This is a genomic window from Bacillus australimaris (assembly GCF_001307105.1).
GTDB classification, from domain to species: Bacteria; Bacillota; Bacilli; order Bacillales; family Bacillaceae; genus Bacillus; species Bacillus australimaris.
Genome location: NZ_LGYN01000023.1, coordinates 291,272 through 306,848 on the forward strand (window position 1 = coordinate 291,272; position 15,577 = coordinate 306,848).

The 15,577-nt window shown below is 42.6% G+C and carries 14 protein-coding genes; 2 read left to right on the forward strand and 12 right to left on the reverse strand.

Going from position 1 to position 15,577, the window contains the following annotated elements:
* Positions 1-8 precede the first annotated feature (8 nt).
* From AKG37_RS10865 to AKG37_RS10905, 9 genes are all read right to left on the reverse strand, one after another.
* The gene (locus AKG37_RS10865) at positions 9-2,390 is read right to left on the reverse strand and encodes an immune inhibitor A domain-containing protein (protein WP_060698820.1); all 2,382 of its coding nucleotides are present in this window, start codon (positions 2,388-2,390) and stop codon (positions 9-11) included.
* Positions 2,391-2,578: 188 nt separating this feature from the next.
* Entirely contained in the window at positions 2,579-2,872 is a 294-nt protein-coding gene (locus AKG37_RS10870; RefSeq protein ID WP_060698821.1) for a putative quinol monooxygenase, read from the reverse strand.
* A gap of 25 nt (positions 2,873-2,897) precedes the next feature.
* A complete protein-coding gene (locus tag AKG37_RS10875) occupies positions 2,898-3,536 on the reverse strand; it encodes a nitroreductase family protein (protein ID WP_060698822.1) in 639 nt (212 codons plus the stop codon).
* Between the two features lie 15 nt (positions 3,537-3,551).
* Positions 3,552-3,995: a MarR family winged helix-turn-helix transcriptional regulator gene (locus AKG37_RS10880; RefSeq protein WP_078061006.1), complete on the reverse strand. Its 444-nt coding sequence runs from the start codon at positions 3,993-3,995 to the stop codon at positions 3,552-3,554.
* Positions 3,996-4,188: 193 nt separating this feature from the next.
* Positions 4,189-5,490 (reverse strand): pyrimidine-nucleoside phosphorylase, encoded by a 1,302-nt coding sequence (locus tag AKG37_RS10885; protein ID WP_060698824.1) that lies wholly within the window; start codon positions 5,488-5,490, stop codon positions 4,189-4,191.
* Between the two features lie 25 nt (positions 5,491-5,515).
* A complete protein-coding gene (locus AKG37_RS10890) occupies positions 5,516-6,697 on the reverse strand; it encodes a NupC/NupG family nucleoside CNT transporter (RefSeq protein ID WP_060698825.1) in 1,182 nt (393 codons plus the stop codon).
* Positions 6,698-6,863: 166 nt separating this feature from the next.
* Positions 6,864-7,535: a deoxyribose-phosphate aldolase gene (deoC, locus tag AKG37_RS10895; protein ID WP_060698826.1), complete on the reverse strand. Its 672-nt coding sequence runs from the start codon at positions 7,533-7,535 to the stop codon at positions 6,864-6,866.
* Between the two features lie 83 nt (positions 7,536-7,618).
* On the reverse strand, positions 7,619-8,563 hold the full coding sequence (locus tag AKG37_RS10900; RefSeq protein WP_060698827.1) for a sugar-binding transcriptional regulator: 945 nt from the start codon (positions 8,561-8,563) through the stop codon (positions 7,619-7,621).
* A 60-nt stretch (positions 8,564-8,623) separates the two neighbouring features.
* Positions 8,624-9,499 carry an aldose 1-epimerase family protein gene (locus AKG37_RS10905; protein WP_060698828.1) on the reverse strand — a complete coding sequence of 292 codons (876 nt, stop codon included), beginning with the start codon at positions 9,497-9,499 and terminating at the stop codon, positions 8,624-8,626.
* Positions 9,500-9,738: 239 nt separating this feature from the next.
* Between AKG37_RS10905 and AKG37_RS10910 the strand changes: the two genes are divergently transcribed.
* Complete coding sequence (locus AKG37_RS10910; RefSeq protein WP_060698981.1) at positions 9,739-11,568, forward strand: acyltransferase family protein; 1,830 nt, start codon at positions 9,739-9,741, stop codon at positions 11,566-11,568.
* A gap of 28 nt (positions 11,569-11,596) precedes the next feature.
* Here AKG37_RS10910 and AKG37_RS10915 read toward each other — a convergent pair whose 3' ends face one another.
* Complete coding sequence (locus AKG37_RS10915; protein WP_060698829.1) at positions 11,597-12,685, reverse strand: saccharopine dehydrogenase family protein; 1,089 nt, start codon at positions 12,683-12,685, stop codon at positions 11,597-11,599.
* A complete protein-coding gene (locus tag AKG37_RS10920; RefSeq protein ID WP_060698830.1) occupies positions 12,682-13,389 on the reverse strand; it encodes a class I SAM-dependent methyltransferase in 708 nt (235 codons plus the stop codon). The genes AKG37_RS10915 and AKG37_RS10920 overlap by 4 nt, the downstream gene beginning before the upstream one ends.
* Before the next feature lie 132 nt (positions 13,390-13,521).
* On the opposite strand from AKG37_RS10920, the gene AKG37_RS10925 reads away from it, so the two are divergent.
* Entirely contained in the window at positions 13,522-14,526 is a 1,005-nt protein-coding gene (locus tag AKG37_RS10925; protein ID WP_237697724.1) for a helix-turn-helix transcriptional regulator, read from the forward strand.
* A gap of 35 nt (positions 14,527-14,561) precedes the next feature.
* Here AKG37_RS10925 and yidA read toward each other — a convergent pair whose 3' ends face one another.
* Positions 14,562-15,374 (reverse strand): sugar-phosphatase, encoded by an 813-nt coding sequence (gene yidA, locus AKG37_RS10930; RefSeq protein WP_060698832.1) that lies wholly within the window; start codon positions 15,372-15,374, stop codon positions 14,562-14,564.
* Positions 15,375-15,577 lie beyond the last annotated feature (203 nt).

Consider the following 15,577-nt stretch of genomic DNA (forward strand, 5'->3'; position numbering starts at 1 on the left):
CTTTCTGTTTAGTTACTTTTTGAAATTAATACTTTTCCAACAGAACGATCCTTACTTTGTCCAACGACTTTAAAGGATAAACCATAAGTCGGTACATCGCGTCCTGCATCTGGGTTATTAGGATTCACATAATTCTTTTGATCACTAAATGTATGAGCTGGGCGAATATAACGGTCTTCCAGAGTTAAGCCTGTTGTTCCTGTATAATCTATATTCAGCTTCGTACTTGGATTCAAAGAGAATGCTGCGTCATGTACTTGGAACCCTGTGGCGGCAATGGATCCGTCACTCCATTTCAATACTTTCTGATCTGCATCTACTACACCAAGGAAGCCGTTCCCTGGATGTTTTCCTACCCAGTTATCACTATAAGATTGGTCAACATACCACACGACCAAACCGTTATTATAGCTCATCAGACTTGCCCCGCGTTTGATATGCTTTAAGCCTTTATCGACATCAGCGTAAGAGCGCCATTCTAGTAAATAGTATTGTGCTGCATATTGTTTTCCATTAGATTGCGAGAATCCATTGAACGTGAATGTTGACGTTCCTTCAGCATCATCTGACCACACTTTCGTTCCATCTGCTGTAACATTCAGATCATCTACGAATAAGCCTGGCAGTGAATAGCCTGCATCAGTTGTATAACGGAATTGCAGATCGATTTTCTTCCCTGCATAAGCAGAAAGATCAAAGTCTGCATCTACCCAGCCTTCCGATTTCCCATCGATGCCATTTCCTTCGTTCGCACCGGCTTCGTTTCGATCATTCGTGATGTTACCTGCAATGGTCTTCCATTGATCCGTCCCCGTTTCACGTACTTCTACATAAGCATAATCATAATCTTCTTCGATATCGTACCATGCTTTAAATGTAAGCTCTGCTTTGCTTCCCTTCGACAAATCAATACCAGTTGTCGTCATGGTTGCATTCAAATTGTCACCCGTTCCACTGAAGTATGAATATTTCCCTTGAGCAGGTGTTGTGACAACAATCTCTTTATCTGGTAAATCGACTCGAACGGCATCTTGATTCGTTCCTTTTGTTGCTGCTTCATCAATTAATACAGTTTTGCTTTTCTTTAATGTTGTACCATCAATGGTTTGTCCAGAAAGCCAGTTGCCCCCATGCAGATTTTGAAGCATTTCTTTCGCATATGGACTAAAGCCTGTTGGCTCAGTACCAGGAACTTTACCTGCCCAGCTTCCGCTTGACATGATCGACCAGTAAGAAACAGGCTCTCCTCTTCCTGTGTACTGTGTATCGTACTCATCAGGAAGACCAAGATCATGTCCGAATTCATGTGTGAATACACCTGCTGCGCCATCTTCAGGCTCGATGGTGTAATCTAATGCGCCTAATTTTCCGCCTTGTCCTACTTCAGATTCAGTATTCGGAATTTCAAATACATCACCAAGTGACCAGCGGTGTGACCAAATCGCATCAGCGCCGAGTTGTCCACCGCCTGCTTCTTCACCTACGCCAGCGTGAACAACCATGAGATGGTCAACGATGCCATCTGGCTCGTTATAAACGCCGTCGCCATCAATATCATAGCGGTCCCATTGATCATATTCGCCGAGATCAATATTCGGATCTTTCGCTGCTGCTTCAAGCGCTTCTTTCACCAATTCGCGCGGTTTTCCGTCACTTCCTGATTCGTCAGGTACGTTCCCGCCGTAGTAAGCTGCTTCATGCTTCGCTGTATACCAGCCTGCAACTGTTCCACTGACTGTGTAACTACCGCCGGACTGCTTTTCATAATATTGCTTCATGGATACTTTTCGTTTCCCATCTGGACCAATGTAGCCATTTTTTCCGAAAAGCATATCTTGATAGTGCTGTTGATCGTACTTGTCATAGTACATATCAGTCTCTTCTTTTTTGATACTATTATGCTTATAATCTTTAAAATCTACTAATAAAACCAATACCTTATCATTGCGGACTTCGCCTTTATACTTTTCCTTTTTGACCGGTTTTACTTGATTGCCTTCTTTGCCTTTATGCTTCTTCAATTTTTTCTTTTTGGCTAATTTATTATGTACCTCTTGCTTGTACTCTTTTAGGAATTCAGGCTCTTCTGTTAAGGTGCTGGCACTTTGTTTCATGGCAGCTTCTTCTTTTTTCTTTAAATAGTTTTTCAATGCTTTTTGGGTTTCTGCTTCATTGGCATTCTTTTTGATCTTTCCTTGTTTTTTCAAGGCTTTGATCAGACGGTCTTCATTCACGACACTTGAGTCAAATGGAATGCCTGAATAATGACCACCATCTGAGGATGTTGATTTTTCTGTGGTGTGGGCAGATAGAGGGGTGCTGAAAGCTGTCAATGTGCCTAAACTAAGGACAGCAGTTAGTGCAATGCTCGTCCATTTCCCTTTTTTCATATTGGTTCCTCCCTAATATGGTAATAAATAATATCTAATTCTAGCATATTCCATTATACTTAAGTCGAAAAACATTTTATTTTCAGAAATTTTGTGGAAAATGCACAATACGGGTATGAAATGGTCGAGACTATTTGCCTGAAATAAAAGAACCCTAGGCGATATCGCCTAGGGTAATTGTTGTTTTTCTATGAAAGCTGCTCGCCTTTAAAAGCAACTACGTCAAGTGGAGCGGCTAAGAATTCTTTTGCCTTCGCTACGAAAGCCTGGAAATGTGCACTTGCATTGTGGCTTTGAACCGCAGCGTCATCTTTCCACACTTCTACCATTAAAAAGGTATTTTCCTTTTCTGTATCCTTGAACAGTTTGTAGGAAACATTTCCTTCTTCAGTCTGTGATGCTTTCATTAATCCGTTGATTTCTTCTAGAAATACGTTTTCTTTTTCTGGATGAATGGTCATCCCTGCATGAATAATAATCATGTGATCGTCTCCTTTTTAAAAAATATTATTTCCACTCAGCAATGCGGTCGATCGGTAAGCGGTAAGATGCATAGCCTTCGTCAGCTGCTTTCCCAATAGATAGCAGCATTACTGGTACATAACGCTCTTTATCCCAGCCAAATGTTTCAGCGATGGCTTCTTTATCATACCCACCAATTGGGTTTGTATCATAGCCGTGTGCACGTGCAGCAAGCATAAGCTGCATAGACACAATCCCACCGTCAATTAAGATCGTTTCGCGATTCACTTGCGCTGGAAGAACGTCAAAGTGTGCAGTTAATGCAGCAATTTGTCTGTCTTTCACTTCTTGTGGCATGTAGCCATTTTCTACTGCTTTTGAATAAATTTCATCTAAGTATTCATTGTTTTTCATATCTGCAAATACGGCAATAACAGCTGATGAAGTTGACACTTGTGTTTGGTTGAATTTTGCAAGTGGTGCAAGCTTTTCTTTTCCTTCTGGGCTGTCGATCACCATGAAGCGCCAAGGCTGTGCATTCACTGATGATGGTGCAGTTGTTGCTTCTTCTAAAATCTCTGTCATTTCTTCTTTGCTGATTTTCACAGATGGATCATAGTTACGAATAGAGCGGCGCCCTTTCATAATTTCCATAAAATCGTTTGTTTTTAATGTTGTAGCCATGTGTGTAACACTCCTTTAGGTTGTTTGAATCTTTTCGATGTTTTGTTGTATACGGATGAGCACATCAGTGAGAAGCCTTCGTTCTTCCTCACTTACGTTTTCAAGCATTTCTGAGATAAATCGTTCTTTTTCTATTTTAGATGCTTCGATTCTCGTTCTGCCTTCGTCTGTCAAGCGAACAAGTGTGACTCGATTATCTTCTGGTTTTCTTCTGCGCGTGACCATTCCTTTTGTTTCTAACTGTTTTAAGTGACGCGTCACAGCCGCACTATCAATATTTACTTTTTTCTGCAAATCTGACTGGCTGATTTCATCGGCTTGGAATAACAGTGATAGTAACTCAAGTCTTGATTGGCTGATGCCCGTGCATGCTTCGAACTTCACGCCCATCATACGGTTCACGCACTGCAAACGATACAATACCTCTGCCTGTTCAGAGCAAAATGCAGTCAATGCCATCCCCTCTTTTCTATTCGGAAATCAATTACTTGATATATCAATCATTGACTCGTCAATTAATATACACCCATTGTTTGATGATTGCAAGAGGTTTGTTTCATAAAGTGAATTTTTTTATTTTGATAGAAAAAGGCGAGCCTAAAATGACCATAAAAAAAAGACAAAAGCGATGAATCACTTTTGTCCTTTTCCTTTATTCTGTAATGACTGTGTGGATCAATGTTGGTGCATCAGCATGATCAGCAATGCGGATGTTGTCATAAATTTTCTCCATGACATTCGCAACATCTTCACGATTCGTATGGAGTGTCACGAGTGAATCTCCTTTTTCAACACGATCGCCCACTTTTTTGTTCAGCATGATGCCGACAGATAGATCGATATCGTCCTCTTTTGTTGCACGTCCTGCTCCGAGAATCATCGCTGCAACGCCGATTTCGTCTGCAACGATTTCAGCTACCACACCTGATTCTTTTGCAGGTACTTCGATTTTGTAAGGTGCTTGCGGCAGTTTTTCAGGCTGATCCACAATCGAGCTGTCTCCACCTTGGTTTTCTAGGAATTCTTTGAATTTCTCAAGTGCTTTGCCGTTTTTCATTACTTCAATTAGCTTTTCTCTTGCTTCATCAAGTGTATCCGCTTTTTTCGCAAGAACGACCATTTGACTTCCTAAAGTGAGTACAAGCTCGTTTAAGTCTTCAGGACCTTCGCCTCGAAGTGTATCAATTGCTTCTTTCACCTCAAGGGAATTTCCAATCGCTAATCCTAGCGGCTGAGACATATCAGAGATAACAGCCATCGTTTGTCTGCCTACGTTGTTTCCGATGCGCACCATTGCTTTTGCCAGTTTCTCAGAGTCTTCTGGTGTTTTCATGAATGCACCTGCACCTGTTTTCACATCAAGTACGATCGCATCTGCACCAGCAGCAATTTTCTTACTCATAATAGAGCTTGCGATAAGCGTGAGCGAGTTAACCGTTCCTGTTACATCACGAAGGGCGTACAGCTTTTTATCAGCTGGTGTCAGGTTACCTGATTGCCCGATAACCGCTACTTTATGACGATTCACAAGCTCGATGAATTCATCTTTTGTAATTTCTACGTGGAAGCCTTTCACCGCTTCAAGCTTGTCCACTGTACCGCCTGTATGTCCAAGACCACGCCCTGACATTTTCGCAACAGGTACATCAAGTGCCGCAACAAGGGGAGCGAGTACAAGTGTTGTTGTATCGCCTACGCCGCCTGTTGAGTGCTTGTCTACTTTAATGCCTTCAATGGCAGACAGGTCAATCGTATCGCCTGAGTTTGCCATAGCGAGTGTTAAGTCTGCACGTTCTTGATCCGTCATATCTTGGAAGAAAATCGCCATAGCCAAGGCACTTGCTTGGTAGTCAGGAATTGTTCCGTCCGTATAGCCTTTGACAAAGAAAGAAATTTCCTCTGAAGATAATTCTTTTCCGTCACGTTTTTTCGCAATGATATCTACCATTCTCATTGTTTTCACCATTCCTTTTTTAAAATTAGTAAATCAAACCGACTACGCCTGCTGTTAAGAAGCTGACAAGAGTTGCACCGAATAACAGCTTTAATCCAAAGCGTGCGACAACGTTCCCTTGCTTTTCGTTTAAGCCTTTGACTGCTCCAGCAATGATACCGATAGAAGAGAAGTTCGCAAATGACACTAGGAATACAGAAATGATCGCTTCTGTACGAGCAGTGAAATGCAGACCGTCTCCAGATAGAGCAAGCATTGCTACAAATTCGTTGGATACCATTTTGGTTGCCATAATGCTTCCTGCTTGTACCGCTTCGCTCCAAGGAACACCGACAAGGAACGCAAATGGAGCAAAGACATATCCAAGTACATCTTGGAAAGAAACACCAATAACAGCTGTAAAGATACCATTTATCATCGCAATTAATGCAACGAATCCAATAAGCATTGCAGCAACAACAATCGCTACTTTGAAACCATCCATAATGTATTCGCCAAGCATTTCGAAGAAGGATTGTCTTTCTTCTTCAACGACTTCAAGCATGTCCTCGTCCTTAGACACTTCATATGGATTGATGATAGACGCAATAATAAATCCACCAAATAGGTTCAGCACAAGTGCTGTAACCACGTACTCTGGTTTAATCATTTGCATGTACGCACCAACAATCGACATTGATACCGTCGACATTGCAGATGCACATAATGTATAAAGACGCTGCTGAGGTAATAATCCAAGCTGTTTCTTAATAGAAATAAAGACTTCTGATTGACCTAAAATTGCAGACGCTACTGCGTTGTAAGATTCTAGTTTCCCCATACCGTTTACTTTACTAAGCAAATATCCAATTCCGCGTACGATAAGCGGCAGGATACGCCAATGCTGCAGGATACCAATTAACGCCGAAATAAAGACGATCGGCAGTAAAACGTTGATGAAGAAAGTGGATGCTTTATCATTCATTAACCCGCCAAATACGAAGTTGATTCCTTCCCCGGCATAGCCTAGAAGCATCTGGAATCCTTTTGCAAAACCTCCAACTAGGAAGTTCCCAACACCTGTATTGAGCAGAATATAACCTAAAATAAATTGCAGTACAATCATGACTATTACTGGACGAAATTTCACTCGTTTTTTCCCGTTACTAGCCAGCCATGCAATGGCGAGAATTACCAGCAAACCGATGATACCAATCACGTATTTCATGTTTTTCCTCCTTGAATGAATTCGTTTACATTAATGCGCTTGTATAGAACAAACCCTATTTCGCAAACAAAGCGCGGAAGAAATTCCCAGAAATGAGATCCTTCCGCATATGACTTTTTCATCATTTATGAGTCATGAATGTTATCCTACCATAGGATCGTATGAATTAATAGTCTTTCGAAGGAGCTGATTGATCCCCTTTGATAATGGAAACGCCTGCACTAGCGCCAATACGTGTAGCGCCTGCAGCTGTCATTGCCTCAACGTCTTCTTTTGTTCTCACACCGCCTGATGCTTTCACACCGATGTCAGGTCCTACTGTTTTACGCATTAATGCGATGTCCTCAGCCGTTGCACCGCCTGTACTAAATCCAGTTGATGTTTTCACAAAATCAGCTCCGGCTTTTACTGAAAGCTCACAAGCTTTGACTTTCTCTTCATCTGTGAGTAGGCACGCTTCAATAATGACTTTCACAAGTGCCTTCCCTTTTGCCGCGTCTACAACTGCGCGAATATCTTGCTCAACGACATCATATTCGCCGTCTTTTAGTGCCCCGATATTGATGACAGTATCTACTTCTGTCGCTCCGTTTTCAATCGCATCTTTTGTTTCAAATGCTTTCACCGCTGTTGTATTTGCGCCTAACGGAAAACCGATGACTGTACATACATCAACGCCTGTTCCTGCTAGTTCTTTCGCCGCAAGAGACACCCATGTTGGGTTCACGCAAACGGATGCAAATTGATAAGTCTTTGCTTCTTCAAGTAACTGCATAATGGCAGCTCTAGTTGTATCTGGTTTTAGTGCTGTATGATCAATGAGTTTTGCTATCGTCATGCTTACACTTCCTTTTAATTATGATACTTTCATCTTATACGACATATGAACAAATGTAAACATAGTTATGAAATTTTGTTCATCTATTTTGTGACATTTAAAAGAGCCCTTGCTGTATGCTGGTCAATCACCAATACGTTTGCATATTTTCCTCTAAGTGCCCCATGGATAGAAGCAACCTTGCGATGTCCGCCAGCGACAAGAATAGAGCGTTCTTTTGTCTTTAAATCATCAAGTTCCACACCAATTGTGCGATTGTTAATCGCTTCACTGCAAATGCGGCCATCTTGATCATAAAAGCGCGAGCATATGTCTCCGACGCTGGATGCCTTGAGCAACGCTTTCTCTTCTTCACGGAAATAACCTAGTCTAAACAAAAGTGCCTCGTCTCGTACCGTTCCAACAGTAAACACAGCGATATTCGCCTGTTTACCCATTTCAATAATTCGCTGGATATGTCTGTCCTGTTCAACCATCTCCTTGACTGCAGCACTATCAAATACGACAGGTAGCGGCAAATAGCGTGGTGCTGTTTGAAAGGCCTCTGCAAACAGCTGGATGGTTTCCGCAGAATATGTATTCACATGGGAGTGGCTAATCCCGCCCTTAAGCTGGACAACCTCTACACCTTTGACCTGTTTAGGTTGCATCTTTTGTGCAATTTGATACATGGTGGTTCCCCAGCTCACCCCAACGATATCACCGTCTTTCACTGTGTCTTGTAAGTAATCTGCACCAAATCGGCTCAAGTAATCAGTGATGGTTGGATAGTCGTCCTTTGGGGAAAACACGACATGAGCTTCGAGCAGATCATATTTTTCCTTGAGCAATAAAGACAGCTCATTTAAATCTTCAAAGGGGTCCATCACTTTAATCTGGACATATCCCTTCTCCTTCGCATATTGAAGCAGCCGAGACACAGTTGGTCTCGACACGTCGAGCTGCTTGGCAATTTCCTGCTGGCTGTAATCAGACAAATAATAAAGCCTTGCCGCTTCAATACTCAGCTGTTGTTTCTCCCGATCCATTCGTACGCCTCCTTTTTTCTTCTATCATAACAAATTGTTCACCTCATGTTGCACAAATGTTCATTTGAAGAAAATCGTATAGGCGGCTTGGAAAATCTCATTCTTTTCTAAGGTTTGAATACCGAACTTCTCTTTATACTGCCCATTTGTCCCTTCCATATCAGCGATGCCATACCAAGGCTCAATACATACAAACGGAGCCATCGTTCCTTTTTCTTGATCATAAGGCGACCAAATGCCCACGAACGGAAAGCCAGTGAGATCGACCTCAACCCCGTGACCTGCCCTGGAAGTCAACGATACTCGATTGATATGGCTAAAGATCATCGCATCATGTTGAAAAAGCTCTGGCCTAAGCTGAATCGGATCAAGCTGAATGCCTTCTCCTTTCTCCCTCACAAGTGAATTCCGCAGTTCATATTGCACTGGGAGCTGTTCAGTGGAAGGTGTCAATGTCAGTGAATAATCTGCTGTTTGCTCACCTTCAACAAGAGGGACATGAAATGCTGGGTGCCCTCCAATGGAAAAATACATCGTGTCTTCTCCGTCATAACCAATTTCCCAGGAAATCGTCAGCCCATTTTCCAACAGTTCATAACGAATACGGGCGGTAAATTCATAAGGATACTGCTCAATGTGGCGGCCTTTTGATTCATATTGAAAGGTCAGCGCATGCTTCGTTTCTTCATATAAATCAAAATCAACATCACGCAAAAAGCCATGCTGCGTGAGCTCATAGGTTTGATCGTCAATCTTGTATTGATCATTCATTAATCGCCCAACAATCGGAAATAAAACAGGCGACACCCTGCCCCAATAAACAGGATCACCAGACCACATATAGTGACGCCCGCTTTCCTTGTCAAGCACCTCCCTCACTTCCGCTCCCTTTTCATGAATCTGAACCAATAACTGATCATTTTCAATTGTTCTCACTCAACACATCCCCTTTCCTTCTTCTTTTATTATGACAGGGATTTTGGTTTTGAGTATTAAATTCGACATCACTTAACCCATCAATTCTTTTCATCGATTAAAAAAAATTTAAAAAAGACAGAAATTCGCCAACAAAATATGATGCTGATTCGTCTATTCTTATATAAAATAAAAGAATCGTTGATCTTTTGAATGAACAACAAAAAGAAGCGTTTGACATTGATGGGGGATTTACTTTCATGAACAGCAAGGAAAATCGTTTACGTTATATTTTAGGATTAGATGGGCTAAGAGCCGTTGCTGTAATGGCGGTCATTGCTTATCACTTACATATCGGACCTGCAAGCGGCGGGTTTCTTGGCGTTGATTTATTTTTTGTCATTTCTGGTTACTTGATTACAACGATCTTGTTACATAAACAGGATTTAGGCTATCAAGAGCTTTTGCCATTTTGGATGGGCAGGATTAGAAGGCTTCTTCCAGCTGCTTACGTCATGATTTTTTTAACTGTCAGCTGGTGTGCGGTTGCTGGTTCAAACGCATTATTGTCTATTCGTGGCGATGCCATATCGTCCTTTTTTTATGTCAGTAACTGGTGGTACATTTTTCATCAGCTGTCATATTTCGATAGCTTCAACGCCATATCTCCACTGAAAAATTTGTGGTCTTTGGCGATAGAAGAGCAATTTTATATCATTTGGCCGGTTCTGTTAATTGCAGGACTGAAATGGGTAAAAAATAAAGCCCATCTGCCTGTGATCACCTTTGGTCTTGCACTTGTCTCCGCCTTATGGATGGCGATTCTTTATTCACCAGAAACAGATCCAAGCAGGGTATATTATGGGACCGATACTCGTGCATTTGCGCTCTTGATTGGGTGCAGTCTAGCCTTTGTGTGGCCTATGCAAAGACTGTCCAGCAAAAAGCTGCTGCCTGTTGGCAGACGTATTTTACATATCGCCGGGTTTGGTTCGTTTGCAGTTTTCCTCCTATGTGTTTATGCTGTTGACGAATTTGACGGCTTTCTTTATCAAGGCGGCATGCTTTTATTCTGTCTAAATGCAGCGATCTTAATTGCATGTGTCTGCCACCCTGCAAGTCTTATTGGGAAATGGCTGTCCTTCCAGCCGCTCGTCTGGCTTGGAAAGCGGTCTTATGGTATTTACCTGTGGCATTATCCCATTATCGTACTGACCACACCAGTCATTGAAATTGGACAGCCCTCCATAGGGCGAGTCACATTACAGCTCATCGCCATTTTACTAATTGCAGAGGCTTCTTATCGCTTCATCGAACAGCCGATACGAAAGCTTGGTTTCAGACAATATTTTTCCTCTTGGTCTATTTGGAAAACAGGAATCAAACAATGGTCTACGTCTAATAAAGTGTTTCTTGGGATTTCCGCAGTTCTTTTGATTTTATTTACGATTGGCATGTCCAGCTCGTCACATACATCCCCGAAGGCGCAACAAGTGACACAGATTAAAACAGCGCCAAAAAAGGCTGGAGATTCTTCTGAAGCAAAAGCGAAGAAAAAGAAAGACAAACACGAGAAAAAGAAAAAAGCAGAAGACCCAAAACAATTTCACCAAGTACTTGCCATTGGTGATTCTGTCATGCTGGATATTGCGCCTCATCTCGAAAAGGTATATAAACAAATCACCATTGATGCAAAGGTTGGCAGACAAATGAACGAAGCCATCAGGATCGCTCCTCAATACGCTTCATTTAACAAGACTGATGCTGCTGTCATTATTGAGCTGGGCACAAATGGGTATTTTACTGAGGGCACTTTAACATCATTGATTCAGCATTTTTCAAAAGCACACATTTTTCTTGTCAATACAAGAGTTCCACGATCGTGGGAAAATGATGTGAATGCAGTGATTCAGCGCGTAGCCAATCAATATGATCATGTGACCTTAGTCGATTGGCATTCAGCCGCCTCAGAACAGTCATCCTATTTTCAACCAGATGGTGTTCACCTTTCAACAAAAGGATCTGACACATTAACACAGCTCATCACAATGAGCATCAAGAAAAAAGGAGATGTGTCGTCGTCATCATAAAAAGACTAGCAGTAATGCTAGTCTTTCTTTATGCGGTCAAAAGGCTGGCTCTCACCCCTAATACCTGCTCTTCCTTCGTTTGTTGATCCACCAAAGCAAAATGACCGTTCTCATATGCTAGTGAAAATAACTCTTCGATATGAAAAATACCTGGTTGAAACCGTCTGCTCAATAAATGCAGGGCCGCGGCACAGGCGACTTGAGCTGTTGCTTGAGACTCGTCGTGCCCTTTTATTCCAAGCGCTGCTTGCTTCCCATCCGTCCCTGTCGCTTCCACATTGACCGCATATTGATCTGTTCCCACTTGAGAAGATTGAATCATCGAAATGGCTCGCTCCTTTATCTTCGGTAAAGTGAGAAACGACGTCATGCCAAGACTCCTTGTGAATGCCAATGCCCTCGTCGCTATACGTGAATCAAAACAAAGCCTTGTCGTTACAGTTGGCACATGAAGTGTTGAAGGCAATGTCTGTTGATCAGAGAAGGGGAATCGATAGGTATACCGCTTTCCAAGCTGCCCGCCAAAGTCGACCTGTTTGCCTCCTGTAAAGCTTTTCACTCTTTTTCGTTGATGATGCTCGGTAAGTTCATAATCCGTATGGACATGATCAAGGGTCCATTCAATGGCGGCTTTTCCATGCTGATCGCCCATCCCAAGCATAATGCCAATATCTATTTGATCGACTGACGAGAGCATAGATGCCGTTTTCGCCGCCAATAAATTCGTAAGACCGGGCGCCAGCCCTACACTGAGCAAAGCCGTCCCACCCATGTGCTGTTGATTCAATTTTGCCACCTGCTCCATATACGCTCCCTTTGCAGAAATATCGATATAATCAATGCCTGACCGCAGAACTGTTTCAGTAAAAGACGGGTCTTCTTGATCAAGACACATGATTACCAGCTTTGTATCATCCATCCATTCTGAATGAGATGGCTGGCTCACATCTAATTGGTAAGGACGAACTCTTCCTTTTGTCTGCTTTGAAAATTGTTCAGCCTTCTCATAACTTCTGCCTGCCGCCACAATTTGCCCAGGATATACTTCACTTAACTGAAGACATATTTGCTGTCCTACATGTCCGTAGCCGCCAATCACCATCACCTGTGATCTCATCTGTCATCCGCCTCTCTACAATCTCGCTTGCAAACAAGCCCTTTGATCATTCCTGCTTGAAAATAAGGTCTGATGTCTGTGAACCCCGCCTCGATTAAATGCCCTCTCATCTCCTCCTCAGGCACAGGATGTGTCGCATGTCCCAATCTGTCTTTAAAGGATGAAAACACTTCTTTTTCTAAACCTTGCCGCTGCATGAAAAGAGAAAGCATATGAAGCTCCTGCTGAAATACGCGAGACGTCATGTCTCCTTGTATAAAAGCCAGTACAAGCGGTGCTCCTGGTCGAAGCCGATGTGCAATCTCCTGTAAAAATGGCAACCGATTTTCTACAAAATGAATCACGAGCAGGCTCACCGCTGCATCGTAAACAGTTTCAGAAGAAACCTTGTTTAATACGGTCTCATACCATGTGACGCGCGCCTCCATACGAAGCTGTGCAACCCGCCGCTTCGCCATATCCAGCATAGAAGTGGACGGATCGACTCCTGTGATGAACCAGTCTTCTTTTCTTTGGAGCATGTTGACGATCTCTTCGCCCCCGCCCGCTCCAATAGTTAGAATATGAGAGTCTGCTTTCTTTACTTCAGTTTCTAGTACATCTACTGTCAACTCATGCAAAAGGTGATAGCCGGGTACTTTATGTGAAATTGTTGCTCTGTATGATTCAGCAACAGGATCGTGCCAATGCTGGTTTCCTTTCATGTGATTCTCCTCCAGTTCCTTTCCGCTTTCCATCGTTTCCTGTACACTAACAATATGACATCTTTATTGTAAAAAGAGACACTGGAAAAAACGATCCCTAAAAGTGGGGATTTTTGAGGAGGAGATCATGTGATGAATCCAGCCACTCAATTTCAGCAGCTGAGACAACACATTCGGGACGAGCTTGCTGCCGTCCTTGATTTTGACTCCGCCTGTATCACGACCATTGATCCAGCCACTCTCCTCTCGACAGGTTCTTTCACAGATGAACCGATTGAAGAAATTCATAACGAGCTCTTTCAAAATGAATTTTTAAAAAAGGACGTGCATCAGCATGAAACTCTAGCCAAAGGCCCTATTCATGCTGCGAGCCTGATCCAAAGCGGGGAATATCTCAATAGCGAGCGATATCAGCATATTTTGTTACCTAAAGGATGGACTGATGAATTGCGGGCAGCCCTTGTGATTCAAGGAGAATGCTGGGGAATCGCCAGCCTTTATCGTCAAAAGGGCAAGGAACCTTTTCAGGAACGAGATATACAAGCGGTCATTGAGCAAACACCGGCACTTGCAGCCAAGTTGAGAGACGAGCTTTTCAAAAAAAGAGACACTGAGGAGAATGACGAGGCGGAGCAGCAAGGATTTATCATTCTTTCAACTCATTACAAGCTTCTTTATGGAAATGAGACAGGGCTTCATTGGCTTCATACATTTCAAGCCTTTGAGCAAATTCATGACCAGACCGTCATGCCACGTCCGTTCAGAGCATTAGGCGCTAAACTTTTATATGGCGGCAGCGTCCAAACAGCAGCAAGCATGACAAGAATGCCTACGGGACTTTTTCTCTCCCTTCAAGCCTTTCGATTAGCGCAGGCAGACGGGCAGGAAGAGGCTGTGATGATTCACATCAAACGAGCCCAAACCAATGATATTCTTCCGTATGCGGCGAAAACATACAGGCTGACAGAAAGGGAAATGAACGTCCTCGACTGCTTATTAAAGGGACAATCTACAAAGGAAATTGCCAGTACACTATTTATTTCAACCCATACCGTCCATGATCATGTGAAAGCCATGCTGCAAAAGACAAATTTAAGCAGCAGACGTATGCTTGTTTACTTTTTCTCCAATATATAAAAAAGCGGCTACCGTATTGGCAGACCGCTCTTTTCTTATTTTCCTATGACCAGCTCATGCAGAACATGTGCTACTCCGGCTTCATTATTAGACTTTGTGACAACATCTGCTACTGCTTTGACATCATCAATGGCATTTCCCATAGCGACGCCACAGCCCGCAAACTCCAGCATTGATACGTCGTTCCCATTGTCACCAATGGCCATGACTTCTTCTCGAGCAATTCCCAGCTCCTTAGCTAAAAGTTTCACAGCATTCCCTTTGCTCACATCAGGATGGAGAATCTCAAGGAAAAAATCTGTACTTTTCACCATCATGTACTTTTCCTTCACTTCAGACGGGATGGCTTGTATCGTCTTTTCCAAACGTTCTGGCTGATCAATATACATCATCTTCGGAAGTCTCATGGATGAATCCGCCTCTTCAACAGGTAAATATTTAAGCGGCAGCTTTGTTAAATAGGCTTCATGCACTGTGTATTCACTAATATCGCGATTCGGTGTGTACAAATTGGCTGAATCGAAATAATGCATCGGTGTATCCAGCTGACGGCTCAATTCATATAAAGATGTCAAGTCATCATAGGATAACGTCAGCTCTGACACCACTTCATTTGTATGGCTGTTTTGAACAAGCGCCCCATTATAGGCAATCACATAATCTCCCTCTTGATCAAGCTGAAGCTCAGTTAAATAGCGATTCACCCCGCCAATTGGCCGTCCGGTACATAAAACAATTTTAATTCCTTCTGCTTTTGCCTGTTGAATGGCTTCAGACACTTCATCCGGCACCATATGTTGATCATTTAATAATGTACCATCCATATCAATTGCGACTAATTTATACATTCACTGGTCCCCTTTTCTCAGCAAAAACGTGCTGTCACTATTTTGAGCCATCATTTACATGATGACACGTTATTTCATTACTATTTACCTATTTTAGCCTATCGTTTTTTCTTCACGCTGTCTACTTGTTCACATCTGTAACAAATATCACATGAGTCTACACTATTATAACGTATTCTAATCATCCTGCTTCCATTGTGCTG